This is a genomic window from Paenibacillus sp. V4I7 (assembly GCF_030817275.1).
Lineage (GTDB): Bacteria > Bacillota > Bacilli > Paenibacillales > NBRC-103111 > Paenibacillus_E.
In genome coordinates this window covers 125,353-150,965 of record NZ_JAUSZD010000002.1, presented here as the reverse complement: position 1 = coordinate 150,965, position 25,613 = coordinate 125,353, and the positions used below count along the sequence as shown (strand labels likewise).

20 protein-coding genes and 2 riboswitches are annotated in these 25,613 nt (G+C 45.3%); of the genes, 7 read left to right on the top strand and 13 right to left on the bottom strand.

Annotated elements, in window-relative coordinates; translation table 11 throughout:
- Positions 1 to 58 precede the first annotated feature (58 nt).
- The 6 genes from QFZ80_RS01920 to QFZ80_RS01895 form a co-directional block, all read right to left on the bottom strand.
- Positions 59 to 2,170 carry a heparinase II/III domain-containing protein gene (locus QFZ80_RS01920; protein ID WP_307556972.1) on the bottom strand — a complete coding sequence of 704 codons (2,112 nt, stop codon included), beginning with the start codon at positions 2,168 to 2,170 and terminating at the stop codon, positions 59 to 61.
- Between the two features lie 11 nt (positions 2,171 to 2,181).
- Positions 2,182 to 3,072, bottom strand: a complete 891-nt coding sequence (locus tag QFZ80_RS01915; protein WP_082588218.1) for a carbohydrate ABC transporter permease — start codon at positions 3,070 to 3,072, stop codon at positions 2,182 to 2,184.
- Between the two features lie 17 nt (positions 3,073 to 3,089).
- Entirely contained in the window at positions 3,090 to 3,986 is an 897-nt protein-coding gene (locus QFZ80_RS01910) for a carbohydrate ABC transporter permease (RefSeq protein WP_307556969.1), read from the bottom strand.
- Between the two features lie 77 nt (positions 3,987 to 4,063).
- On the bottom strand, positions 4,064 to 5,455 hold the full coding sequence (locus QFZ80_RS01905; protein ID WP_307556967.1) for an ABC transporter substrate-binding protein: 1,392 nt from the start codon (positions 5,453 to 5,455) through the stop codon (positions 4,064 to 4,066).
- 172 nt (positions 5,456 to 5,627) lie between these two features.
- Positions 5,628 to 7,259, bottom strand: coding sequence for a response regulator (locus tag QFZ80_RS01900; RefSeq protein ID WP_307556965.1), 1,632 nt, complete (start codon positions 7,257 to 7,259; stop codon positions 5,628 to 5,630).
- Complete coding sequence (locus QFZ80_RS01895; protein WP_307549365.1) at positions 7,237 to 9,063, bottom strand: sensor histidine kinase; 1,827 nt, start codon at positions 9,061 to 9,063, stop codon at positions 7,237 to 7,239. The genes QFZ80_RS01900 and QFZ80_RS01895 overlap by 23 nt, the downstream gene beginning before the upstream one ends.
- Before the next feature lie 235 nt (positions 9,064 to 9,298).
- Between QFZ80_RS01895 and QFZ80_RS01890 the strand changes: the two genes are divergently transcribed.
- A complete protein-coding gene (locus tag QFZ80_RS01890; protein ID WP_307555750.1) occupies positions 9,299 to 9,730 on the top strand; it encodes a VOC family protein in 432 nt (143 codons plus the stop codon).
- A gap of 59 nt (positions 9,731 to 9,789) precedes the next feature.
- Here the strand turns inward: QFZ80_RS01890 and QFZ80_RS01885 are convergent, their stop codons facing one another.
- Complete coding sequence (locus QFZ80_RS01885; protein ID WP_307556963.1) at positions 9,790 to 10,290, bottom strand: DinB family protein; 501 nt, start codon at positions 10,288 to 10,290, stop codon at positions 9,790 to 9,792.
- 437 nt (positions 10,291 to 10,727) lie between these two features.
- Between QFZ80_RS01885 and QFZ80_RS01880 the strand changes: the two genes are divergently transcribed.
- Positions 10,728 to 12,050: an IS4 family transposase gene (locus QFZ80_RS01880; RefSeq protein ID WP_307556960.1), complete on the top strand. Its 1,323-nt coding sequence runs from the start codon at positions 10,728 to 10,730 to the stop codon at positions 12,048 to 12,050.
- Between the two features lie 380 nt (positions 12,051 to 12,430).
- Here the strand turns inward: QFZ80_RS01880 and QFZ80_RS01875 are convergent, their stop codons facing one another.
- On the bottom strand, positions 12,431 to 13,303 hold the full coding sequence (locus tag QFZ80_RS01875; protein ID WP_307556958.1) for a proline iminopeptidase-family hydrolase: 873 nt from the start codon (positions 13,301 to 13,303) through the stop codon (positions 12,431 to 12,433).
- 167 nt (positions 13,304 to 13,470) lie between these two features.
- On the opposite strand from QFZ80_RS01875, the gene QFZ80_RS01870 reads away from it, so the two are divergent.
- Positions 13,471 to 15,369, top strand: a complete 1,899-nt coding sequence (locus QFZ80_RS01870) for a carboxypeptidase-like regulatory domain-containing protein (RefSeq protein ID WP_307556956.1) — start codon at positions 13,471 to 13,473, stop codon at positions 15,367 to 15,369.
- Between the two features lie 101 nt (positions 15,370 to 15,470).
- Here QFZ80_RS01870 and QFZ80_RS01865 read toward each other — a convergent pair whose 3' ends face one another.
- The 5 genes from QFZ80_RS01865 to gcvH all read right to left on the bottom strand — a co-directional run bounded on the left by QFZ80_RS01865 (position 15,471) and on the right by gcvH (position 18,409).
- On the bottom strand, positions 15,471 to 15,998 hold the full coding sequence (locus QFZ80_RS01865; RefSeq protein WP_307556954.1) for a TetR/AcrR family transcriptional regulator: 528 nt from the start codon (positions 15,996 to 15,998) through the stop codon (positions 15,471 to 15,473).
- 187 nt (positions 15,999 to 16,185) lie between these two features.
- Positions 16,186 to 16,725 carry a PadR family transcriptional regulator gene (locus QFZ80_RS01860; protein WP_307549375.1) on the bottom strand — a complete coding sequence of 180 codons (540 nt, stop codon included), beginning with the start codon at positions 16,723 to 16,725 and terminating at the stop codon, positions 16,186 to 16,188.
- Positions 16,726 to 16,761: 36 nt separating this feature from the next.
- A complete protein-coding gene (locus QFZ80_RS01855) occupies positions 16,762 to 17,157 on the bottom strand; it encodes a hypothetical protein (RefSeq protein ID WP_307556952.1) in 396 nt (131 codons plus the stop codon).
- Between the two features lie 166 nt (positions 17,158 to 17,323).
- Positions 17,324 to 17,917 (bottom strand): sulfite oxidase-like oxidoreductase, encoded by a 594-nt coding sequence (locus tag QFZ80_RS01850; RefSeq protein WP_307556949.1) that lies wholly within the window; start codon positions 17,915 to 17,917, stop codon positions 17,324 to 17,326.
- Positions 17,918 to 18,019: 102 nt separating this feature from the next.
- Complete coding sequence (gene gcvH, locus QFZ80_RS01845) at positions 18,020 to 18,409, bottom strand: glycine cleavage system protein GcvH (protein WP_307556947.1); 390 nt, start codon at positions 18,407 to 18,409, stop codon at positions 18,020 to 18,022.
- A 196-nt stretch (positions 18,410 to 18,605) separates the two neighbouring features.
- Positions 18,606 to 18,702: riboswitch (glycine riboswitch) on the top strand.
- A gap of 3 nt (positions 18,703 to 18,705) precedes the next feature.
- Positions 18,706 to 18,813: riboswitch (glycine riboswitch) on the top strand.
- 104 nt (positions 18,814 to 18,917) lie between these two features.
- On the opposite strand from gcvH, the gene gcvT reads away from it, so the two are divergent.
- The 4 genes from gcvT to QFZ80_RS01825 all read left to right on the top strand — a co-directional run bounded on the left by gcvT (position 18,918) and on the right by QFZ80_RS01825 (position 25,461).
- Positions 18,918 to 20,012 carry a glycine cleavage system aminomethyltransferase GcvT gene (gene gcvT, locus QFZ80_RS01840; protein ID WP_307556946.1) on the top strand — a complete coding sequence of 365 codons (1,095 nt, stop codon included), beginning with the start codon at positions 18,918 to 18,920 and terminating at the stop codon, positions 20,010 to 20,012.
- Between the two features lie 34 nt (positions 20,013 to 20,046).
- Complete coding sequence (gcvPA, locus tag QFZ80_RS01835; protein ID WP_307549384.1) at positions 20,047 to 21,402, top strand: aminomethyl-transferring glycine dehydrogenase subunit GcvPA; 1,356 nt, start codon at positions 20,047 to 20,049, stop codon at positions 21,400 to 21,402.
- On the top strand, positions 21,399 to 22,880 hold the full coding sequence (gene gcvPB, locus QFZ80_RS01830) for an aminomethyl-transferring glycine dehydrogenase subunit GcvPB (RefSeq protein ID WP_307556944.1): 1,482 nt from the start codon (positions 21,399 to 21,401) through the stop codon (positions 22,878 to 22,880). The genes gcvPA and gcvPB overlap by 4 nt, the downstream gene beginning before the upstream one ends.
- A gap of 343 nt (positions 22,881 to 23,223) precedes the next feature.
- Positions 23,224 to 25,461: a helix-turn-helix domain-containing protein gene (locus QFZ80_RS01825; RefSeq protein WP_307556942.1), complete on the top strand. Its 2,238-nt coding sequence runs from the start codon at positions 23,224 to 23,226 to the stop codon at positions 25,459 to 25,461.
- Positions 25,462 to 25,613 lie beyond the last annotated feature (152 nt).

Here is a 25,613-nt window from a genome sequence, read left to right as displayed (position 1 = left end):
TCAATTCTGGTAGCCTCCACTTAGGACATGTGGCGATGGAATCGATTACTGTCTTTCTTTATCCTAGCTTGCCGAGTTTAGCTTTCTCTCCGCTTAAATCCACAGAAAAAACAGACTGATCTTCCAGCGTTTTCAACTTAATCCGATACGTATCGTCTTGCAGCTCAACAACAACAAGATCAGCCGAGTTGGCAGCTTTTAGTCGTCCTCCATGATCCGGGTCATAACTAAGCACCTGCACAAACAGGACTTTATCCTCAATGGTGACTCGTTGAATCAGTGATGTTCGGTCCACAGTCAGTGGATTATCCGGCGATAACGCTGTATATATATCCGACGTCTTCGAACACCAGATTTGCTGCTCTAACATTCCTGCTTGCATCCCATAGCAAAAGGAACGCGCGCCAGATACCAGCATTTGTTTGTCTTTCAGCCACTTCTGATCAAGCTTGCTCAGCTGTTCATCCGTCGACTCCCACCGAACAAGAGAATTCTGTCTCATTTTACCGCTAAAATGACTCGTCAGATGAACTTCTCTTGCATCCGGAACAGTTACGCTAACGATATCCAATAGCTGCTCCCCCATAAGCACGTTAATTCTTCGGATAACGGCGCCTTTATAGGACTTATCATCCCATGGGCTAAGCTCACGAGGCAGGATGATTCTCTCTTTCATCTGGTAATCCTCAGACAGCCAATCAACAGCCGTCTCCGCCCATACGCCCCAGTTCTCCTCAACGAGCTGAACAATCCGTCCATCACGTGGCGGCTGATCGGCCCCGTTCAGACTTACCGTATTATGCGAATAAGTGTGCTTAAACCAACCATAGTGCGTTGGAATGCCGTACGCCGTTGTACCCGGGTCGATCAGCAAGGGAACCGTTCCGCGGACAACGGATAACCCAAGCCGATCCATATGGTCGTGCTCACCGCCGAAGCGACTATGCTTGAGGATGACCTGCCACCCTTTTTCATTCACCAATTTGGTCAAGCCGCTGGACGTTAAGGACCGGGTATGATGAGCTGTATCCCATAGGGAAACGCCCTTCTCGGCATTCGAAGTACTCAGCTCCTGACCAAACATCAAGGCATACACGGAATCCCGCCTAACGTGGTTCATCCCAATAAATTGCTGATCTGCCCAATCCGTTCCATAGGCCGTATGCAGGAGTGAACGGTACATGTCATCCCCGTAAATATCCAATGCAATTTCATAATAAGGGGCATAGGTGCCCATATGGTCACCCGGACCTGCGTCGTTAAGAGTTGGCATAACACCACTCGGTAATAGGAGGTACAGTGGGAAATCAAACATGCTTTTCAATGCTTTATGATGCCAAAGCTCCCACTCCGTGCCTTCTGCAATCAACGCATAATGCAGCATCGATTTGAACGCATAGAAGTGATATTGAACATTGCCTTCGTACCATAACCCGTCCTCAAATATCCCGTGACTGATTTGGTCCAGCAGGCCATATTCTCCTTCCAGTCCTAACTGCCTAATTTCGTTATCATGAAGCAGCAAACCAATAGCAGCTATTGCCGATGTAATCAACACAGAGTGATTATGAATTTGCTTTTCTTTGTGTTCAATTAGAAATCGTGCGCAAGGTTCAAGCAAACCACTACAAATGTGGGCCTCTTCTTGAGGCGTTAAATGCTCTTTAATAACATCGAATCCCAGAGCAAGATCTGTGATCCAATGGGCTTCATCCAGCGTTTGGGCAAACAATTTACCTGGACCGTTATACGGAATATCACCATGGATAAGATACGTTCCATAATGACTTGCATAAGCCATTAAATAGGATTTCACCATATCTAAGCGATGCTTATCGGATTCAACAGCGTACAACAAAGCAATATGGTAAACCGCCTGGCCGATCTTACTATGCGCAATCGAGGTCCATGCTGAGTCAAAAGGTTCACCGGTACGCTCCTTGCTGCATGTTGGACAATGATGTATGAGTGGCGTATCCCAATTGAATGTCAATCGAGTTCCGTCCTCATGACAATGATAATAATGTGTCCACTGCCCCTGCTCATCTGACTTAATCGCATAAGTAATTCGGGAAGCCTCGTCCGCTTCCTGCTGCAGGAAAGCCAACGCTTCACTAAACTCCGACTTGCTTGCATTTGCACGTAATCGCTCTAAGCGTTTCTTATCCATGTCTGCCCCTCCTAGCCTTTCAGTGAACCAGCTGTCATTTGCATAAACGATTTATTCGCGATCATATACACGACCAGCAGCGGTAAGATCGATAAACAAGCCCCTGCCAGCATATAATGCGTTTGAACCGCAGCCGATGCCCCATAGCGAAGATAGGATAATCCGACAGTTAACGTTTGGAGTTTGGGATTGGTCATCGTAAACACTAAAGGGCGTAAATATTCATTCCAAGCTCCGCAAAAAGTAAACAGTGCCCCTACACCTAATCCCGGGCGCATCAAAGGTAAAATAATTCGCCAAAATATCCCGCCGTTGGAGCAGCCGTCAATTCGCGCAGCCTCATCTAATTCCCGGGAAATACCTTGTAAAAAGCTCAGCAAAATAAAGAAAATATACGCATGACCACTCACCAGAATGAGGACAACCCCCCATAAATTCGTGTGCAGGTGGAGCTTGACCATAAGCTCAAATTGTGGCCGGATGACAACAGCGCCTATCGATATGAACATGGTAGATGCCTGAATCGCGACGAAAATGGCTTTACCCGGAAATTTAATCCGGTCAACCACATAAGCGGCCATCGATGCTACGATCAGCGTTCCGATGGTTGTTGCTCCGCTCAGAAATAGACTGTTCCATGTAAAACGAGCGAAATTAGCTTGCACCCAGGCTTCTTTGTAATTCACGAGCTGCCAGGAGGATGGGAAAATCTTCCCGCCTTTCGTAATCTCGATATTGGACATGAAGGAGCCAAGAAAAGTCACGGCAATAGGAAACACAATCAGTAAGGCTGTTACCAGTAAAAAGATCCAGAGCAGTACTCTTCCGCCTATTTTCGCGAATGAAAATGGCTGGGTTTGTTTATTTATCCGTACATTCGATAACGTTTCAGTAACTTCCATTTTTCCAGCACCCTCCCTCATTGAAGTTTGTTCAGACGTCTAGACATCGCATGATAAGCTAGTGTGATGATGCCTACAATGACGGCTGTAACGAATCCAACGGCACTTCCGTAGCCGAATTGTTGGTCCACAAGTACCCCTGATGGTGTCGGGAAGAAAAGCTTATATACGTACAAATACATCACTTCCGTCTTTCCTACCGGGCCGCCTTCGGTCAACACCATAATACTCTCGTACCCTTTAAGCGAATTAATAATCGCTAGCATGATTACGATTTGCAGCACTGGTCCTAACATTGGAATGGTTAAGTACCAGAACTGCTGCCATTTATTGGCGCCGTCCAGCGACGAGCTTTCATAAACATCATTCGGGATATTTTGAAGACCGGCAAGGAACAGCAGCATGTAGTTGCCTACCGCGCTCCATACAGCGATAATGATCGTTGTAAGCATGGCGTGCTTGGGACCGAGCCAATCGATTCTTTCAGAGATGATGTGAAACTTCAGCAAATATTGATTGAGAATGCCGTTATAGGAGTTGAAAATAATGAAAAATACGACAGCCATGACAGCAGAACTAATAATCGTCGGCATGAAATAGATGGCTCTTAGCCAATTGCGGCCCCGCAGCTTTTGATTCAGAATAACGGCTAGAACTAAGCATAATGGCAAGGTAATAATTAACTTACCTCCTGCGTAAATGAATGTATTCAAGACAGAATGCCAATACTCCGTGTCCTGCCAGAGCCTTCTGAAATTATCAAGCCCAATAAATGATGCTTCCCCGAAACCCTTGTATTCATAAAACATATATCGGATAGCCCAAGCAATCGGATAGACGCCCAGCACCATGGTCAGTAGTAAACTTGGAAATAAAAATAAATATGAAAACCCGATCTGGCGTGTCCTGTTCATCCCGTTCCCTCCTGTAACATCTATACTTAGAGAGCGAGAGTGGAGCTATTCACTCCACTCTCGCGATATCATGGCTATTATTTCATCATCAGCTTCATCGGATCGAAGCTTGGATTTGGCTGCACCTTCACTGAACCTTTAGCTACAGCTTTATCAAGAGCCTCATTGTAGCGCTTATTCAGATCTTGAATAATTTGATCCAAATTACCTCCACTGATCATGTATTTGAAAAAGGCATCATCTTTTTTCATACCTTCAACAGTTACGGTAGGCTGTAGCGGCCAAGTGCCGTCGTTTCCAGCTGGAAGGAAGCCATCAATGCCTTTGATTTCCGGTTTCTTAGCAACGGCAGATACGGATGGCACCATGGATAGACCGAAGCCTTTTTCATGATACGTTTTCAAAACTTCCTCATTATACATATACGCCATGAACTTCCAAGCTTGGTCTGCATTTTTGGTTGTGTTGCTCAGGGCTAACCATTGACCGCCCAAGAAGGAGGTAGCGCCTTTAATCGTGCCATCGATTGTCGGAACCGGTGCAGCTGCCCATTCGATTTTGGCCGGGAACTGATTCGCATACACGCCGGGTTCCGATGAGAATGAGATGTACATCCCGATTTTGCCTTCTGCGAATTGCGCGCGCAGCGGGTCAATATCCAGTGATTCCATACCTGGCAGCGTGCTGCCGTCATCTACCATTTGTTTGAACGATGAAATGACTTCTTTGAATCCTGTGAAATCAAACTTTGCTGTTTTGAAATCATAGCCAAATCCGCCGTAACCGCTCGCTTCAGCAATAACTCTTGCCGAACGACCTAGTGCGCTTTCCGGGCTTTTGAAGTTTTGAGCAAAACCATAAGAGCCAGTTGCTTTGCCTATCGCTGTAATTTTCTTCGCATCTTCGACCATTTCTTTCAATGTTTTCGGAGGAGCAGCAATCCCCGCTTTGGCGAAAAGCTCTTTATTATAAACAAGTCTCAGTGTTGAACCATAGTTCGGAAGGCTGTACATTTTCCCATCAATCTCGTTGAAATCATCAATGACTGGGAATTTCTTCTTGATTGCATCATCTAAGTAGGAATCAATTGGCTTCAAATATCCTTTTTGCGCAAAAGGCTGGATCGTGTTTTCCTTCACGCGGATAATATCAGGCGCCTGTCCGGAAGCGAAGGCCAAATCAATCGCTTGGTTGAAATCTTCTGTCTTCACAACCATTTCGACTTCAATGTTCTCGCCGTTCGTTTCGTTAAACTTTTGCACAACACCTTTAATGTAATCCATATCATGACGGTCACCCGTCCAATAAGTAAGCTTCGTCTTATCTTTCTTCACAGGAGCTGCGCTAGCAGGTTGTTCAGATGGCTTGGTGGATGCTGCTGTACTAGTTGCCGCATTGTTGCTGCCGCATGCTGCCAAACTGCCTGCCAGTAAAACGCTTAAAGTGACCGTCCCAATTCTTTTTACCATTTGTAATCCTCCCTTTTTGTTTGCAAAAACTTGTGTTGTTCTGTTTCTGTCATAGCTTTTGTTTACACTTTTATACTAAAAGAATTCGTTCCTTCTGATAATGTGGTCAACTCATGAACAAGGGCAGATATTTCTACATGTTACCCCATCCCGTAAAAAAAAAGGCAAACCCTCATGGCTTTGAGGACTTGCCCAGAGACATATCTTTAAATTCAGTCGGCGTCAGGCCCGTTTGTTTCTTGAATACTTCACTGAAATACCGCCTATGCTCATAGCCCAGCTGCTGCGCGATTTCCTGCACTTGGTAGTCTTCAATGAGCATTGATTTCGCCCGTTCTATTTTCGCTATGGTAACGAACTGCTGGAAGGCAGTTCCGGTTACCTTTTTGAACAAATTTGAATAATAACCCCAGCTTAGGTTTGCCTGTTTCGCGCAATGCTCCAAGGTCAAATCCAAATGAAGATTCGATTTGATGTACTCCGCAGAACGATAAATGATTTTCTGCGACTCGCTTGCTCTCTCCTGATTAATCAAACGGCAGCCGATTTCGCACAATTGAATGAACCATTCTCGATACTCTTGCAGATCTGCGCCGCTCTCACCTCTAATTTCATGGACTTTCGACTCGAAATCGACCATGCTCGCCCGAGGAAATTTTTCCAATAGAACCCGCAACATCCGTAACACGAGTCCTTGCAGCAAACGTTCGACAACACCCGGCTCAGGTAAGACAGACGCTTTACCCATCTCGTTGAAAATGCCCTTCGCCCATTCCACACATTTATCCAGATTACCTGAACGGAAAGCGAACAGAAACTCATTCTCGCTGTCCTCCGTATAAATCCACTCCACGGGGAGATCTGGCGAATCAGCGTTGTAACTGAACGCACCATTGCCGCCTGTATAGAAGTGATAAGACAATGCGCTCAACGACTGTTGATAGCTTTTCGGAAGCTCCTGCACCGCATTCACTCTTTGACCGATACCAATTGAAATCGTGAACTTGGTGTGTCTAGCGATATTTGCACAGCAATGATCCGCAATTTCAACCAGAGGCTCATCCGACTCCATATTCAAAATGCAAATATATCGATTAAACGCTTCCCTAAACACAACTGCCGTCGTATAGAAGGAGATGGTTTCCTCTACGATATTTTGCAGAGAGAACCGCGCAAGCTCAAGCTCCTTAACGGGGACCTCACCGTATTTGTCCGTGAATTGATCAATCTGGATCGTCATCACCGCAAAGGGAGGATTCAACTCATTAATGTCCAGGAAGTCTGATAATCTAGCCAATTCTGCTTCACTGGTTTGATGATGGACGAGCAGAGATAAGTATTCCTGCCGCAGGGCTGGCATACTTTCTTTGATCTTCTTCTGAAGCCCGAGCACGTGCGTGCGGTTAAGATTTTCCTGCTCCCACACTTCTTTGGCTTTCACAATGGCTTTCACGATTTGGTCGACAGAGAAAGGTTTTTTCACATAATCAAGTGCGCCATATTGAATAGCCTTTTGTGCATATTCAAAATCCGTATAAGCACTTAAAATAATGACCTTACTGTTAGGCAGCACCTCTAATATACTGCGTGTCATCTCTAATCCGTCCATCTTAGGCATCCGAATATCGGTGAGGATAATATCCGGCAAGCTTTCACGAATGACGGATAACCCTTCCTCGCCATTGGTTGCGCTTCCCACGATTTCGATGCCGTGTTCGTGCCAAGGGATCTTCTTCGTAATCATGTCCACAACGCTTCGGATATCATCAACGACACATAATTTAACCAGTCGGTTCATGTTCATGGAAATCCTCCTCTCTTACATAACTTGGGATCCACAGTTCGATTCGTGCTCCCCCTAAATCGTTATTCGTAATCTCCATTCGTTGTTGATCGCCAAAATACAGCTGTAAACGGGTATAAATATTGCGCAACGCGTAGCCATGCTTGGATGTTGTCGGGTGAACAATACCCTGAAGGAGCTTCTCAGGCACTAGCCCCTGCCCATTGTCTTCCACCGTTATATGCAGCCAGTCCCCTTCAGCATGAGCGCTAAACTGAATGTCCCCACCTGAAGTCATATCTTTAAATCCGTGTAAAATGCAGTTTTCAACAAGTGGTTGAATCATAATCTTAGGTACCAAGCATGTGAGCAGTTCCGATTCCACCTCGAATTCGCATACGAACAAATTCTCATAGGACCTTTGCTGAATGGCCAAATATTGACGAACATGCTCCAATTCATCACCCAGTGTAATCAGATCGCGCCCGCCGCTAAGGCTTAATTGGAACATTTGCGATAGAGCCAGGATCATTTCGTTCACGTCGTCGTTTTCGCCCAAAACCGATTTGCAGTAAATGGTATTCAGCGTATTATAGAAAAAATGAGGGTCCATCTGGGCCGACAGCGCCTTAATTTCAGCCTTCCGTTTATCACGCTCACGGTTCTTCACGTCTTCGATCAACTGCTTAATTTCATCCAGCATCCGGTTAAAACGGAATCCTACCTGGGATACCTCATCCTTATAAACGCTTTCAAAACGAACCGAAAGATCATTCTCTTCCACTCGCTTCATTAGCTTTTGAAGTCTGTACAGCGGTTTTAAAAGTAGATAAGTTAAATTATTCGTTATGAATAGCGATAAAATAATAAACCCGATAATCACATAAGTGGTTGCTCTTTTAATCCCATTTAATTTGGCCAATAAGTCATCCTTCGCTTGAACACTGACAATCATCCAATCGTCTTTTACATCCAAACGCGAATAATTAACTAAATAATCCTTTTTATCATTCGTGTAGAAAAAAGAGCCCTTCATTTGATCACTCAATTGCTCAAAAAATGCGGGCTTTTGAATAAAATGGTCTTTACTCGTCCTATCCGCGTAATTCACATCTTCTCCTTTGGCATTGATGAAATAATATTGTTTATTCGTTTTGGTCAAATTCTCCATAAAGAGATCACGCAGGTCATCTTCTTTCACATTTACTACGACGTATACATTGATCGGTTCATAAACCGTAAAAGAGTCTTCGCCTACGCCTTCTGTAACGAGTGATATCACCCTTTGCTTGCCTGTAAAAAATGGATCGACATGCCCTTGGCTCCAGAAACCACGATTCAATTGTTTGAAATGCTCATACATCTCCGATTTATAAAATGAATTCGCCGTGTTCCGCACACTGGAGGTTGGATAAAAATCCCCGATCGGTGTGGCGATCAGAATGCTATCAATCATCGAATCATTGAATTTCACCTGGGAAAAGACATACTGCAATGAGGTTAATGACTTGTAGTAGCTAGATCTATCATTAGCTTGTACATCCTTCATTAATTGTTTGAAGGCATCGCTGAACATCAGCGCTCTTACGGCAATACCAATGTTCTTCAACCGTTCATTCACGATTTGCGCTGATTGATTTACGGTATCTTGGCTAGACTGCAGGGCATTACGCTGAATCTCCTTTGAAGCTATCAAATAAGCAATACTGCCCGTTGCCATAAGACCTAAGGTGATCAGAACAACAAAGGTAAGCCATATTCTTTGCTTTAAAGAGAACGAATGGAATACTTTTTGAATGGGCGACCACATGCGAGACTTATTCATTGGTGTCTCCATCACCTTTCGTGTTGTGAGAATACGGACTTCATCTATTTTATTATAGTATAGGACGCTTATTTTCGACATGAGGGAAAATAATGAAGGAGGGCAGCTTTTTCGAGATGCAGATGAAATCGTGAAATTTTCGTAAACGCAAACATATGTTCTTTATTTTTCAGCGGAATTATGGTAATAATAAGAGGTAACCTATTTTAGTGTGAAAACCAAGGAGGCAATAATAATGTCAGTGAGATTAACCCCTTATCTAGTAATGGACGGTACTGCAAAGGAAGCTATTCAATTTTACGAAAAAGCATTAGGTGCCCAAGTTCTATTCACCCAAACTTTTGGTGAGATGCCGGAAAACCCCGATTTTCCTATGACGGCTGAAGCGAAGGATCGCATAGGACATGCCATGTTGCAAGTTGGCGAATCCAACCTTATGTTTTCCGATACATTTCCGGGTCAACCCCTTCAAAAGGGCGATAACGTTACAATCTGTATTACAACCAAAGATGCGGAAAAATCAAAACAGTTTTATGAAGCCTTGCAGCAAGGCGGTCAAGTAAAGATGCCGCTTCAAGAGACTTTTTTTAGCCCTGCTTTTGGAGAGGTAACCGATAAGTTCGGTATAACATTCCAAATTTTCACTGAAGGAAAATCCATGAATTAAGGCTATTAGCTCAAAACGGCCCTGTTCGCATCCACTGCGACAGAGCCGTTTTATGTTATTCAGGAGTACCAAAAAAGCGCATACTCGGTCATCACAGACGCGTATCCCATTTGACGCAGCATAGCCGTAATATTACCGCGGTGATAGGTTCCGTGATTGACGACCTGCAGAACCATTTCAGATAAGCTGGTATCACGCTGTCCCGCATAAGGATTATCGAGCATAATTCTCTTTTCCATATTTTCCTGTTGGTTCAATAGCGTCTTAAACCGCTCTGATATCTGGACGTACAGCTTCTCCATTTCCTCCATGCCTTTCGACTCCACGCCAGCAGTCAATGGGGCTGAATCGGCCATCGCTTCCTTCATGCTTTTACCGGAAAGAATGTCTAACCAGCACGCATCAACCAGGTAAATATGAGCGATCGCCTTCGATATCGTAGGAAAAACGCTTTGAATCTCCTTATTGTAGACGTCCTGTGGAAGTTCTTTTAATCGATTCAGTATGGTTTGGTTCGCCCATACGTGGTAATCGTACATTTCTAGTGCTGGATGAGTCATAGATATCGTCTCCTTTTCACTGTTCTTACGTCATTTCAAGTGTTACCTTAATCATACTGCAAATACCCTGACAGCATTATGTCAGGGTATTTATATCAATAGTTACTATATTATGCTCACTTGTCCCTTACTCTTTGAATCTCGTAAGAATAAATTATATGAGATTGAGAGAGGGAGGAATTATATTGACTATTAAAAAAGTTTCTAAGCTACAAAAAGGACGCTCGTTACCCAAGGCAATTACTCAGGAAACAAAAGCAAAAAGGGTTCGCCCTACGACAATGTCATTAAGTTAAGGCGAAAGGCCAAAATCAAGAAAAAGAGCAGGTTATCGAAAAGATAACCCGCTCTTTTTTTACGTCCAAAAGAAAAAAGAACTTGACAAGCAGTTGGAAATGTGTGGCGAAGCCCCTTGAAAAAACGAGGAGGTTACGCCAATGGATGAGTACTCGAATTCGCTAAAAGAAACACTGACATCCCTCATACGAGAAATGTCAGCTGCACCAGCACCTTTTGTCAAAAACCCCGAAAAAGATTTTACCCGAAAGAAAAAGCTTCCCTTTGAAACGGTTATGCAACTCCTGATCTCAATGGGGGGCAACAGCTTATATAAGGAACTCTTGGAATCGCAGGGCTATGACGTAAATACCGCAACCACCTCTGCATTTGTCCAACAGAGGAATAAAATCCTGCCATCTGCTGTGGAATTCTTGTTTCACGAATTTACGCAATCGTATACCGATATCAAGGACTACCGTGGGTATCGATTACTTGCCGTTGACGGTTCGGATTTGCATATCGCAACTGACTCTGCGGACACGGACACCTATTTTCAAAGTCAACCGAACACAAAAGGCTATAACCTTCTGCATTTGAACACAGCCTATGACTTGTGCAATAGACTTTACGTGGATGCGATTATTCAGCCACGAAGGTTGAGCAATGAGGGAAGGGCGCTGGCTGCTATGGTTGACCGTTCCCCCATCAAGGGCAAAACCATTGTTACTGCCGATAGAGGTTATGAAAGTTACAACAATTTCGCTCATATTGAACGAAAAGGGTGGAATTATGTCATACGGGTAAAGGATTTGGATTCCAGTGGTATTCTTTCGGGTTTGTGTTTGCCCTCTGGCGGAGCGTTTGATCTGGACGTTCATCTGACACTCACCAAAAAACAAACCAAAGAGGTCAGGGCTCATCCCGAGATTTACAAGTTCGTCCCTTCCACGTCTACCTTTGATTTTTTGGATTTGCATGAGAACTTGTTTTACCCGATTTCCTTTCGGGTTGTTCGTTTCGTCTTGCCAAATGGCGCTTATGAAACCGTCATTACGAATCTTTCTGCCGCTGATTTCCCACCCGATGAAATCAAGTCCATTTACAACATGCGATGGGGCATCGAAACCTCTTTCAGGGCATTAAAATACACGGTAGGTCTGACGAATTTTCACGCAAAGAGACAAGAGTCCATCACCCAAGAGATTTTCGCAAGAATGATCATGTACAATTTCGCTGAAATGATTACCTCGCACGTAGTCATTTCCCAAATGGATAAACGGCACCAATACCAAGTCAACTTCACAGTTGCCGTTCACGTTTGTAGACATTTCCTGCGCTCAAGGGACGATGAACCCCCGCCCGATGTTGAAGCACTGATTCGCAAAAACATTTTGCCGATTCGACCCATCCGCCCAGGACAGCAGAATACGCGCAAAATCCGCTACAAATCCGTTGTTAGCTTCGTCTATAGAGTAGCATAATTCGTTTCATATGAACATTTTTTTAAGCGGAAAGTTCATCCGCTTTGTTTGCTGTACGCTTTTTCCTTGCTGGCGCAAGAAAACAAACGGCACAGGGCTTTTCCCATGCCGTTTTGGATTCTATTTTTATTCACGGTCTTGTCTTTGAGCCTAACTTAATGACATTGCGCCCTACGATGCCCTTTTGCGTAAATGTGTATGCTATTGTTACTCCTGGATCCACTGTGAATACCGCCTCCAACAACATCCAAAGGAAAAGGAAAATCATGTGGATGTAAATAAGCAAAATTGTATACGTCAAAGCCAAAAAAGCCCAAGAAGATTCCCTTGGGCTTACTTTTTTTACCTAGATCTCTATATATTCGTATTCGGTGTATAATTCACTCTGCTTTACTCAAAAAACCACGGACAATCCTTACATACTCCTGGGTTTCTTCTAAGTAACTCACATGAGAGCTATGTTCGAAGACATGAAGCTCAGACGCTGGGACGAGGGATTGATAGTAGTGAGTCGACTCTGGCGACGCTTCATCATAACGTCCACAAACGAATAACGTGGGTACTTGGATTTCATGAAGCTGTGGCGTGCAATCGTATGTTTTCAGATTGCCTTGCGGACTGAATTCAGAAGGTCCCCACATCGTCATATAAACATCTTTATTAGCTTTTGCACGGCTCTCAGCAATGATTGAAGGAAGAGGATCCAGTCTACACACATGTCTCTTGTAGTATTCTTCCATGGCTGTTTGATACTCTACTGAATCGGTTGTACCTTGGTCTTCGTTACACTTGATCGTGAGTTGAACTTCTTCGGGTAAATTAGCCAAGAAATGGTCCGCGTCTTTTTTCCAACGCTCCGCACTGAGACATGGACTTGATAAAATGACGCTGCGAACACCCGAAGGCTTGCGGTCTATTATGTAAGATGCTGCCAGCATGGTTCCCCACGAATGGCCCAAAAGATGAACCTCTTTCAAATCGAGCGCTTCCCTGAGAGCTATTAACTCATCTATAAATCGTTCGGTTCTCCACAATAATGGATCCGTTGGTCTATCTGAATTCCCAGAACCAAGCTGATCATAGAAAATGACAGGCCTCTCGTCAGCCAAGACATGAAGAACAGATTTTAGCGGATCATGTGTATTACCAGGTCCACCATGTAGGACAACTAAAGGCGTTTTATTTCCATCACCAATTCGCGTATACCAAACCCTGCCTCCAGGGACGTCTAAATAGCCTTCAATTTGTTTCAAAATACTGCCTCCACTTCATTTCCCCATTTATCTGGCCGTCAAAATCGATTAACCTCCCCGAGTATATCAAAAAAATCAAATTCAAAAAAATACAGGAATTTGTCGATTCATAGCGAAATAAATTTTTAGGGATCGTACCTATTTATTTTTGGTAAGGATGTGGAGAATTGAAAAAGTTAAAATTAAGTCTCATTAGCTTAACTTTGTTAGGCATATTAGGCAGCTCGGCCGTCCAAGCAGCAGTACCCTTTGACTCTGACGGCGACGGAATTCATCTAGATGACATCGTTACATACATCAACACTTACGGAGTTACAGACATAAATGATGACGGAGTGAGCAATAGCTTGGATGTCAAGGCGATGGTTAGACAAATATCACCTGTAAGTATTCCGAATTATGTATCCACAGGTGCGGTTACGGGGCTTGTTGTTGACCAAATCGGCGAACCGATGAACCTTGTTGCTGTGAATTTAAAAGAGTCTACAAAAGCAGCATTAACTAATGAACATGGCCGCTTCACCATTTCCGATATGGAAGCATCCACCGGTAACACGGTTACCTCAGCCGTATATGAGTCAGACTCAACACCATTCACTATTTTATCGGGAGAGGTGACAAACTTATCACAGCCGATACAAGTCACCTTGCCAACGGGCACTGTAACAGGAACCGTATACGCCGCTAACATGGTTCCGTTAGCAGGTGTCTCCGTTAAAATCAATACGGGCGGCGCTGCCTCTGAGGTGCTGCCTCCAACAGTGACGGACAGTCAAGGACAATTTGTGTTTCCGAACGTTCCGGTGGGAAACCGCAGCTTTTTTACTACTTCCTCTTATGGAATGAGCGGCTTTGTCGTCAACGTTAAGGAAGGTTTAAATCAAGTAACGGATGTAATGGGTGTGCAGTTTGTATCGGTTTCAGGGATAGCAACGGATTCTCGGTATAATCCTCTATCTGGGGCAGAGATTACGATGGAGATGAGCAACGGGCTGAGAACTACTGTCATCTCTGGAACGGATGGAAAGTTCATATTTACCAATGCGATACAGGATATGTATTTCTCTTGGAAGATGAGTAAACCTGGTTATTTGGATGCCACCCTCAACTATTTAATGGATACAGCCTCAGCTCATATAACGAACCGTTCTTTCATGACTTTAAGCACTGCCCCCGTGTCCTCCGATTCAGAATTGGCGTATGCGGTTGGCGCAAATGTCAATCAATTTAACGTTAATCTCGGCGGCTACTCCGGACCTGTTAAACGCTCGTATTCATCATACTCATTCCTCATTTCAGATAAAATGGATGAGCCGAATAACCAAGTTGCCTTTATTGGCGGTTCTGGACAGGCAGAGGCAGGAAACGTGGAAAGGCTTAATGCAGCACTACTAGATTCTAGAGTCAGTACAATCTATATCTATAAATCCATCGTTGGTTTATCGTCTCAATCGCTTGTAATTCCATCACGTCCGGTCACGATCGTCAGCGACGCTGACGTGTTTATACAAGCAAATGTTCCAACCAATCATACACTGACATGGACGAATGTGAAGCAGGTTAGTTACGGAGACATTTTCGGATTTGTAAAAGGTGAGAATCATGCACCGGTTTTCGGAGCTACAGTAACATTGACCGGAGCAACTTCCAGAACCACAACAGCCGATATAAATGGATTCTACCATTTCAAAAATTTAAACGCGGGTTCGCATACACTGTCCGCTTATAGATCCAGTGACTACAGCACTCAAATTTATCCGACTTTGGTGGATAACAGCTCACCTGCTTTCCGCGACTTCACGCTTGAGCGTTCTGCGCAATACATTGCAGCTACAATGGTCATTACTAATCCGTCTATCGGACAGACGCTGTTGACTATGCCAGTCGTACCAGCAGGTTATACAGTTTCTATTGAGAGCAGCAATGATATTATGAAAATTTCAAACTCCGGGATCATTACTTTGGGTGAAGCATCACAGAGTGTAAACGTAATTTTCAAGGTCATGCATGGAGAATCTGATGTAGGCTATCGTTCGGCTACTCTTACAGTCCCTGGCCTACCGTAATAGAAACATAAAATGAAGTGCCTACTGTTGCCAGTTTGCACTTCATTTTTTCGTCAACAGAAATCGATTGATCACTTACTTTAAAAGAAGCCAGAATCAGCTTATTCATCCATAAGCATTAATTCTGGTAAAGACAGCGCCATCGAAATATTGCACAACATCCCCCTAGCAAGAAAAATCATCGTTCTCTCATGAGGTTTTTCGAAACCTGCCCGCTTAAAAGCTTCTAGCACCACCTGCTGAACATCCCGAAATCCCTTCTGCATGACCTCAGCGATCTTATCCTCTTTAATCGTTTGAGCTTGCATTTGCAGCAGAGTTTCATTTTGGTAAGATTTCATAATATGAATATAAGCTTCTACCAGTTCTTTCTCAAGCTGTTCAGGAGCAACGGTCTCGATAACTGCCCGGAAAGCCTCAAGAATTCGTGTCCAAGACACTTCGAGCGCTTCTTGCAGCAGGGCTTCTTTCGTTGAAAAAAACCGGAAAACATAAGGCTGAGAAATTTGTGCGCGTTCCGCAACTTTTGCTGTCGTTGCACGGTAATAGCCAATTTCAGCAAATACTTCTATTGCCGCGGATACAATATCTACTCGTCGATTGACTGAAATTAGAGAATTCTTCGTCATTATTCATTCCACCTTTAAGTTGTACATATTAGTGATTGATCAATTACTAATCTAATAATAACTTATCGGACCTTAATTTGCAATCTTTCATTTTACGCAAAAATGGAGAGCCAACTTGAGTTGGTTCCCCATTTTATTAGTAATCCTGTTATTTGGTCCTCATACGATACCGGAAGTTCTTTGGTAGTCATGTGCCCGTAACTACTTGGTCAATCTCATTCATAACCCATTGGATTTCTGTTTCTGCAACGCTTTTTCGATGACTAAACATGCGCAAGATCTGGGTCCTCTTTAAATCGGGTATTTCCTGCTTCAAGGTAACTTGTGATTCATAGTCCATTATATATTTTAAATTGTATTGCAAATACTCCAAATATTGCTCGAGAGTCGCCAGACGCAGATCTGTTGAAACATAACCAAAAAAGTTCATCTTGAAATGAAAATGCAACTCAATATCCGTATTCTGTTCCAAAGGTGCTGTCATTAGAAGATGAAAACGCTGACGGCCAGCTTCCGTCAATTCATAGATTTTTCGCGTGCGGCCACCTTCTTGCGGCTCATTGCGTTGACTGATCAAGCCGCTTTCTACCAGTCGAGAAATGAGTGGATAAAGTGTCCCTGAACTGATTTGTCGAATGGGTCCTACAGTCGTTTTTAAAATGTATTGCAACTCGTATCCATGCTTAGCTTGTATGGACAACTCCCCTAAAACAAACAACTCGTACATACGGTTCCTCCATTAGTAAACTCCATCATCATAAAATTAGCCGCGAACGTTCATTTTCTTTGCTTGCAACAATGATTTATAGCTTTCCATGTAAGCAAATAGAAGAAAGATATGAAGGCTACCGACTACCAAGGCAGGTACAATCCCCTGAACGTCCAGAAATGCATGAAATAATATCATATTGACTGAGATGGGGACAAATACGATAAGTGCCAACGATACAAAATGGCTTGTCAACAGGGATACACCCACAAAAACTTTCAATAAACTGACAATGACCATGATATATTTGGTGTCCAAAAGAGAAGACATGAACGTGTTAGCTGGTTCAGGGTATCTCATAGGAGGCATAGCGCCTGATAGATTAGCCAAACCAATTCCTAACAGCAAAACTCCAAATACAATACGTATAATTGTTGTGGTTTTCTTCATCTTTTTTTTCACTCCTTCAATTTTATATATCGCAACGATATATCTTCACGATACATAATACATCGTCACGATATATATTTCAACACTTATACAAAAAAATATATTGCCCCTTTAAAATGACAAAGAGGCACATTGCAATAGCAACATGCCTCTAACTATTTCGTTATTAATCAAAATCGTATCTTTGCTCTTTAAAGGGATCTCCGTACATATGATATCCATTTCGCTCCCAAAAGCCCGGCTTATCCTTCGGCATAAATTCGATGCCGCGCAGCCACTTCGCGCTTTTCCAGAAGTAAAGATGCGGCACAACCATGCGAACCGGAGCCCCGTGGTCAGGTGTCAACAGTTCACCATTGTGCCTGATGCCCAGAAAAGAGGTCTCACGGAGGAAGTCCTCAAGCGGAAGATTCGTCGTCCAGCCATGCTCAGCGTGCAGCATGACATGTGTGACTTCAGGCTTCAGCTTCACTTTGCTCATAAGCTCAGAAACAGCAATGCCTTCCCACACATTGTCCAACTTGGACCATGTCGTTACGCAGTGAATGTCGTTTGCGAACTCTTTGCGTGGAAGAGCCATGAAGTCTTTGTATGAGATCTGGAACTCCTCTTCAACCAGTCCAAAGACACGCAGATTCCATTTGCTCATATCATTATAATAAGGCACGGACCCGTAATGAAGCACAGGCCAGCCTTGTGTCAGCGTTTGGCCAGGGGGAACACGATCATTCTGCTCCTGTGGCTTTTGCCCAAATAACATGAGAAAACCTCCATCTTTCAAGCTTAATATAGGGATCTTTGGTTAAGACCAAAGTCTCTCCTTTTTAAGGGATCTTTGGTTGGAGGCCAAAGTCACTCCTTACTAGTCGTTACCGATGTAAGATGCATATTCAGCTGGAGTAAGTAAGCCTTCCAAAGCTTCAGCACCTGTAATTTCGACTTCAACCATCCAACCCTCACTGAATGGTGCACTGTTGACCAACTCAGGTGAACCTTCCAGTGAACTATTTACTGCAGTTACTTTGCCCGAAATAGGCGAGAAAATATCCGAAACTGTTTTAACCGATTCCACACTGCCAATGCTTTCATTCGCGGTAACGGATGTTCCGACTTTAGGAAGCTCCACAAACACAATATCCCCCAATTGATCTTGGGCAAAATCAGTAATGCCTACGCGAACCACTGTATCTGACAGCTTCTCTACCCACTCATGCTCTTTGGTGTATAACAAATTGGCTTGTACTTCACTCATCGTTTAACGCCTCGCTTACCAACAAATTTTGCTTTTAGCTTAATCTAATGGGAACATCAAAGTCAAGGTGGTCGAAGTAAATTTTACCAACACAGCCGGACTAAGACGGCCAGTCTCATTTTTCAAAAGTTGCTGTTGACAATTCACACCAATTTGGACACATAATAATACTATAAAGCAAATTGAATATTGGCGAATGATGGTATAGGGAGAGACCGCAGGGCAAGCTCGCGGCGCCGAAGGAGTAAGCCCAAAGTGGTGAATCTCTCAGGCAAAAGGACCTGTATCGGACGCAACTCTGGAGAGCTTCGAATTTCCGCGAACAGCGGGAAAACGGACACCCAAGGGGAAACTTGACGGACATGAAGTTCGCGCGAGGTAACTCTCAGGTAAAAAGGACAGGGCAAAAGGTATGTTTGTGTTGCATACGTTTTGCTCTTTTTTGCATTTTCTGCCTTATATTTTGGGCAAAATAGCAATGTCAACAATCGAAGGTGAGGTTACGAGCATGCTAAAACGAACACCGCTCTTCCCGATTTATACGGAGCATGGAGCGCGAGTCATTGATTTTGGAGGCTGGGAGCTTCCCGTACAGTTCGCTGGTATTCAGAAAGAGCACGACGCCGTCAGGCAGCATGCTGGGCTTTTTGACGTGTCCCATATGGGGGAAGTCCGAATAAGCGGAGAAGATGCCCTCCCTTTTCTCCAAAAAATAACAACGAATGATGTGTCCAAGCTGGAAGCAGGTCAATGTCAATATAGCCTTATGTGTTATCCGACTGGTGGCGTTGTTGACGATCTACTCGTTTATAAGCTTGGTGATAACAACTACATGCTGGTCATCAATGCTTCAAATATCGATAAAGATTTGGAATGGATGCAGCAGAACCTCACAGGCAAAGTAGACCTCACAAACATCTCTGAGGAAACGGCGATGCTCGCGATGCAGGGACCGCATGCGGAACTGATTTTAGCTAAACTTACAGAAGCGCCTATCCAATCATTGAAAACATTTCGCTTCCTTTCCGATGTAGAGGTTGCTGGAATTAACACTCTCCTTTCGCGCACAGGATACACAGGGGAAGACGGCTTCGAGCTCTATGTCGATCAAAAGGATGCTGTAAAGCTGTGGAAGTTGCTTCTTGGAGCAGGTCAAGAGCACGGACTCGTACCAGCAGGTTTAGGCGCTCGCGATACCTTGCGTTTTGAAGCTCGTCTCCCCCTCTACGGACAAGAGCTCTCCAAAGATATTACGCCTCTAGAGGCGGGGCTTTCCTTTTTTGTGAAGCTGGATAAGGGAGATTTCATAGGTCGCGACGTGATCGCTGGTCAAAAGACAAACGGTACGCCTCGCAAGCTCGTCGGCATCGAAATGGTCGAACGCGGCATTCCGCGTCCGCATTATGCCGTTTTCAATACGGATGGTAAACAGATCGGTGAAGTTACAACAGGGACACAATCGCCTACTTTCAAAACAAATGTGGGTTTGGCTTTAATCGATTCCGCTTACAGTACGCTGGGCACGGAATTGAATGTGGAAATTAGAGGGTCGCAGGTCAAAGCTAAAGTCGTTGCCACCCCTTTTTACAAAAGAAAACCGTAAAGCCATTCGCTCAAGAGAGGAGCAAGCCACCATCATGAAGCACCGCTATTTGCCAATTACGGAGCAGGATCAAAAAGAAATGCTGGAGACCATCGGCATCTCATCCATGGAGGAGATGTTTCAAGATATACCTCAGAAGGTTCGCTTTCAAGGCGAACTGAACGTATCGAAGGCGCTGGATGAGCAAGGACTGCTGCGCTATATGCGCGGTCTGGCGAGCCGCAACGCCGACTTTGACAGCTATGCCAGCTTCCTCGGTGCTGGCATCTACGATCATCACCTTCCGGTGGTGATCAATCATGTCATCTCGCGCTCAGAGTTCTACACAGCGTATACGCCCTATCAACCGGAAATCAGCCAAGGCGAGCTGCAGGCGATTTTCGAGTTTCAGTCGTACATCTGTGAGCTCACTGGCATGGCCGTAGCGAACGCCTCGATGTACGATGGCGCAACGGCGCTGGCCGAAGCCGGCGCCCTGGCTAGCGGAGCGACGAAGCGCAGCCGTCTGCTCGTCTCGCGAGCGGTGCACCCGGAAGCGCGGGCGATCCTGCGCACGACCGCCCGCGGACTGAACTTGGAAGTAGTCGAGATCGGCCTCACGCCAGAGGGCGTGACCGACTTCGAGGACCTTACTTCCAAGCTTAGCGACGACGCGGCAGCCGTCATCCTCCAATCGCCGAATTTCTTCGGCTGCTTGGAGGATATCGGGGCCGCTGAGCCCCTCGCGCACGGCGCGGGCGCACTGCTCGTCGTGAGCGCGAATCCGCTCACGCTCGGGCTGCTCGAAGCGCCGGGCAAGCTCGGCGCTGACATCGTCGTCGGCGACTGCCAGCCGCTCGGCATCCCAGCTGCGCTGGGCGGGCCGACGTGCGGCTACTTCGCCGTCGCCGAAAGCTGGATGCGCCGCATGCCTGGGCGCATCGTGGGCCAGACCGTTGACCGCGATGGCAAACGCGGTTTCGTCCTTACGCTCCAAGCGCGGGAGCAGCACATTCGACGTGAGAAAGCCACGTCAAACATCTGCTCCAACCAAGCGCTTCTCGCGCTTTGCGCATCCGTGTACTTGTCCACGATGGGCAAGCAGGGCATCCAGGACGTTGGCAAGCTCAACGTCCAAAAAGCCCACTACGCGGCGAACCGCCTAACCGCGTCAACTAATTTCTCGCTGCCATTCGCAGGCAGCTTCTTCAATGAATTTGCTGTCAAGCTACCGGACGGCACGAACGTGCAGGAGCTGAACAGTAAGCTCCTGCAGAAGAACATCATCGGCGGCTACGACCTCGGCCGCGACTACCCTGAGCTCGCCGGCCATATGCTTATTGCCGTCACAGAGCAAAGAACGCGCGAAGATATCGATGCCTTCGCAGTTGCATTGGAGGAACTCGTATGAGCGAAAACAACATGAATGTGAAATCAGACGGCAAAGCGCTCATCTTTGAAATGAGCCACCCTGGTCGAGTCGCCTATTCACTGCCTGAATCAGATGTGCCAGAAGTCAATTTGAATGTTCTTCTGCCAGCCAAATTTCAACGCCAGAACGAACCCGATCTGCCAGAAGTATATGAAGTAGACGTCATCCGTCACTATACGGCACTTTCGCGCCGCAACTTTGGTATCGATAATGGCTTCTATCCGCTCGGTTCGTGTACGATGAAATACAACCCCAAAATCAACGAAGATGTGGCCCGCTTCTCTGGCTTCGCTAAAATACATCCATACCAACCGGAAGAATCGCTGCAAGGCGCGATGGAGCTGCTCTACAATCTCCAAAATGACCTTGAAGCTATCACCGGCATGGACCGCGTAACCCTGCAGCCTGCGGCTGGGGCTCATGGCGAGTGGACCGGACTGATGATGATCCGTTCCTACCACGAGAGTCGCGGTGAGAAGCGGACCAAAGTCATCTGTCCCGACTCTGCGCACGGCACTAATCCAGCCAGCGCGACTGTTGCCGGGTTCGAAACGATAACCATCAAATCGGGCGAGCGCGGCCTCGTGAATCTCGATGAGCTTCGCAAAGCCGTTGGTCCCGATACTGCAGCGTTAATGCTTACGAATCCAAACACACTCGGCTTGTTCGAAGAACAAATCGTCGAGATCGCTGAGATCGTGCATGCCGCAGGCGGACTGCTTTACTATGACGGCGCTAATGCCAACGCCATTATGGGCATCACTCGCCCCGGCGACATGGGCTTCGACGTCGTGCATCTCAATCTGCACAAAACCATGAGTACCCCGCACGGCGGAGGAGGTCCTGGAGCAGGCCCCGTTGGCGTAAAAGAAAAGCTGATCCCGTTCTTACCTACTCCGCTCGTCACGAAGCGCGAAGACGGCAGCTTTTATTTCGACTACAACTACCCGCAAACGATCGGCCGCGTCAAAGGCTTCTACGGCAACTTCGGTATCCTTGTCCGCGCGTATACCTATATTCGTACACTCGGTCCAGAAGGCTTACGCAAAGTATCCGAGTATGCCGTCTTGAATGCGAATTATATGCTGGCTAGACTGACACCATACTTTGATGTTCCTCACCCCCGCTTCTGTAAGCACGAATTCGTGCTTTCTGGCAACCGCCAGAAGAAGCTTGGTGTACGCACACTCGACATCGCCAAAAGATTACTCGACTTCGGTTATCACCCGCCAACGATCTACTTCCCGCTCAGCGTTGAAGAATGCATCATGATCGAGCCAACAGAAACCGAAAGCAAACAAACCTTGGACGAATTCATTGACACAATGATCGCCATCTCCAAAGAAGTCGAAGAAAACCCAGATCTCGTCAAAAACGCTCCCTATACCACCGTCGTCAGCCGTATGGACGAAGCGCTTGCTGCCCGCAAGCCTGTCCTGAACTGTACTTGCGGATAAATAACCAAGATACAACATGCCCGCCATTCTAGCTGTTTCAGCTGAAGTGGCGGGCTTTTATTTATTTTCCTAATGGCACTGTCCCTTTTACTCAGAAAGAAAGAGTAAAAGGTTTCGCAGTGCTTTATTATTGATGTATATGGTTCGTTGCGGCGACATCCTGAACCAAAGGGATAGTGCCTGTAAGGTTGAACATATAGAACTTCCAGTATCAAGCAGATTCATGTATACAAGCATGATCCCTGAATATTTTGCATATAACGTACGACAGTGAACGGTCGCAAAAGGAACGCGGCAGAACTGTTATTTCATTTCATATGGATTATTCAAGAGGAGCGTTTTTATGACCAAACCATGGTTTTATCGGCTTCTATTCTCCTATTTGCCTGTATTTTTCATGATCACTTCCGTACTCATTGTGCTTATTATTCTTTCGATCAGCCAATTGTCCAAAAAAGAAGCTGAAAATGCAAATAAGACGTATGCTTTGCATATCATGCAGTCGGTTGACTATGCCTTAAAGACGATAGATGAATATGTGATCAAGGAACTACAGACAAATAAGCGAATTGACCAGTTTTTTGACAACAAATTTGAGGGAAATCCCTATTACTCGGCTTATGAAGTCACAGAATTGATTCGGGGCATGATGAATTACAACAAGTTTATTGATTCGGTTTATTTTTACCGGGTTTCTGATCATATGGTCATTAGTCCAAACACGATGATAACGTCAGACCGTTTCGGCGATAAAGTGTTTATAGAAGAGATGATGAAGAGCCCTTCTCAGTATCAGCTGACGAATCAGCGGGTCTTTAAAGAATTTGCTGAGATGGATCAGCGTAAAGTCGTTATTTCTTTAGTACGAAAGATTCCTCTGCTATCCGGGCAAAAAGGCATCGTCGTTGTCAATATCAGTATGGAGTCTATTGCAAGAATGGTCGGTGATATGTCCAATTCAAAAATCAGCTTTATTGAAGTATACGATCCCGAAGGGAAACAGCTGATTGCATCCGGAAACGCAGATGTAGCCGTAGGATCTAGGAAAAGAGGGTCTGAGCTTACTCGAATCCATTCCAATTATACAAACTGGGAATACCGAAGCGGTCTCAACGATGACTATTTATTTACTTTCACCTCTGTATTTTCTTATGTATGGATCGGATTGGGACTAGTTATGGTTGTCCTTGGCGGGGTCTGGATGACCTATGTGACACATCGCAATTATCAGCCGATTAAGTTGATTATGTCCCGTATCCATGCCTATTCCGAACTGAAATCGATGGGCGCCCGTGGCAAGAAACAAGACGAATTCCAATATATTGATCGAGCCATAGGCAACCTCATGGAGTTATCCAGCCGCTATGAGAAGCAGCATGAGGAAGATATCGTATTCCGGCGGCGGCACTTTTTCAAAGAATGGCTGGAGGGCAGCCGGGCGGTCGATCATGAAGACTGGAAAGCCGAGATGAATCGGCTGCAATTGCCATCTGGTTTCGGTCAACTTGCTGCAGCAGTCATCGAGATGGATAAGTATATGGAAGTATGCAGAATGTTCTCTCAAAAGGATCAAGAGCTGTTGAAATTTGTACTAAGCCGTGTCGTTTATGAAACGGCTGAACCGCTTGGCCTGACAGTATGGGCGGAATGGACGGCTACACACAGGCTTAGTGTTGTGATATTTGCCGATGAGAATGTCAAAAACAGTGAGAAGCTCGCAGCCAATCTGTGCGAAAATGTTCGCTCCTGGGTCGAGCAGCATCTCCACTTTCGCATTACGCTTGGTGTCGGACATGTGGTTGGACAAGTACAAGAGCTGGTTCATTCCTACGAGGCTGCCGTCCATGTTCTTCGCTTTAAATCGACCTTAGGAACGAATCGAGTCCTGTATCATTGGGAATCCGAAGCGTCCGCTGAGAAGGAAATGTATAAGCACTTGCCCCTGGTCAAATCACTAGCTCAGTCGTTTCGCTTGGGGGACAAGGGATGGAAGCCGGCCTTGGAGCAAATTTTCACCGAATTAAAAGTCGGATTATTCTCATACGATGAGATTCGCAATCTCATGAATTATTTGGTTTATCATTTACACCGGGAAATGATGGAGCTCTCAGCCGAGCTGCAGGAGTTATGGAAAATCGCGCTTCCCCAGCTGAACGACGCCATTGAACAGTTCGATACGATCGAAGAATTATATGCAGAGTGGTTTCACCTGTTAGAAGAAGTTTCACAGCGGATGGCTGGTATTCGTGAAGACAGAAGCACACATGCAGTCATGAATCAGATTCGCACCTACGTGGAGACCCATTATGCTGATCCAGAGTTGTCACTTACCTCGCTAAGCGAGCAGTTTCAGCTTCATGCCTCTCATGTCAGCCGCGCATTCAAAGAGGAGTTTGGCGAAAAATTCGTCGATTATCTGGTTAAGATCCGGATGGAACAAGCGAAAAAGCTGCTCCAGAGCAGCCGTGACTCCGTCCAGGACATCGGTAGCAAGGTTGGTTACACGCATGCTATTTCGTTTATACGCGCCTTCAAGAAGTATACGGGCGTCACGCCCGGCGATTACCGGAAGCAAGAGTAATCATGCCATTTTTCAAGAAAAGTATATCGTTAAATGTTGTTTATACACCTCTGCATCAAATCCATTAAAGCCTTGTACAGCAAGGGGTTTAAAAAGAGTTTATTCGCTAATTCATGTATATTGAGAATGATTGCATCTCTGAGGTACATTGA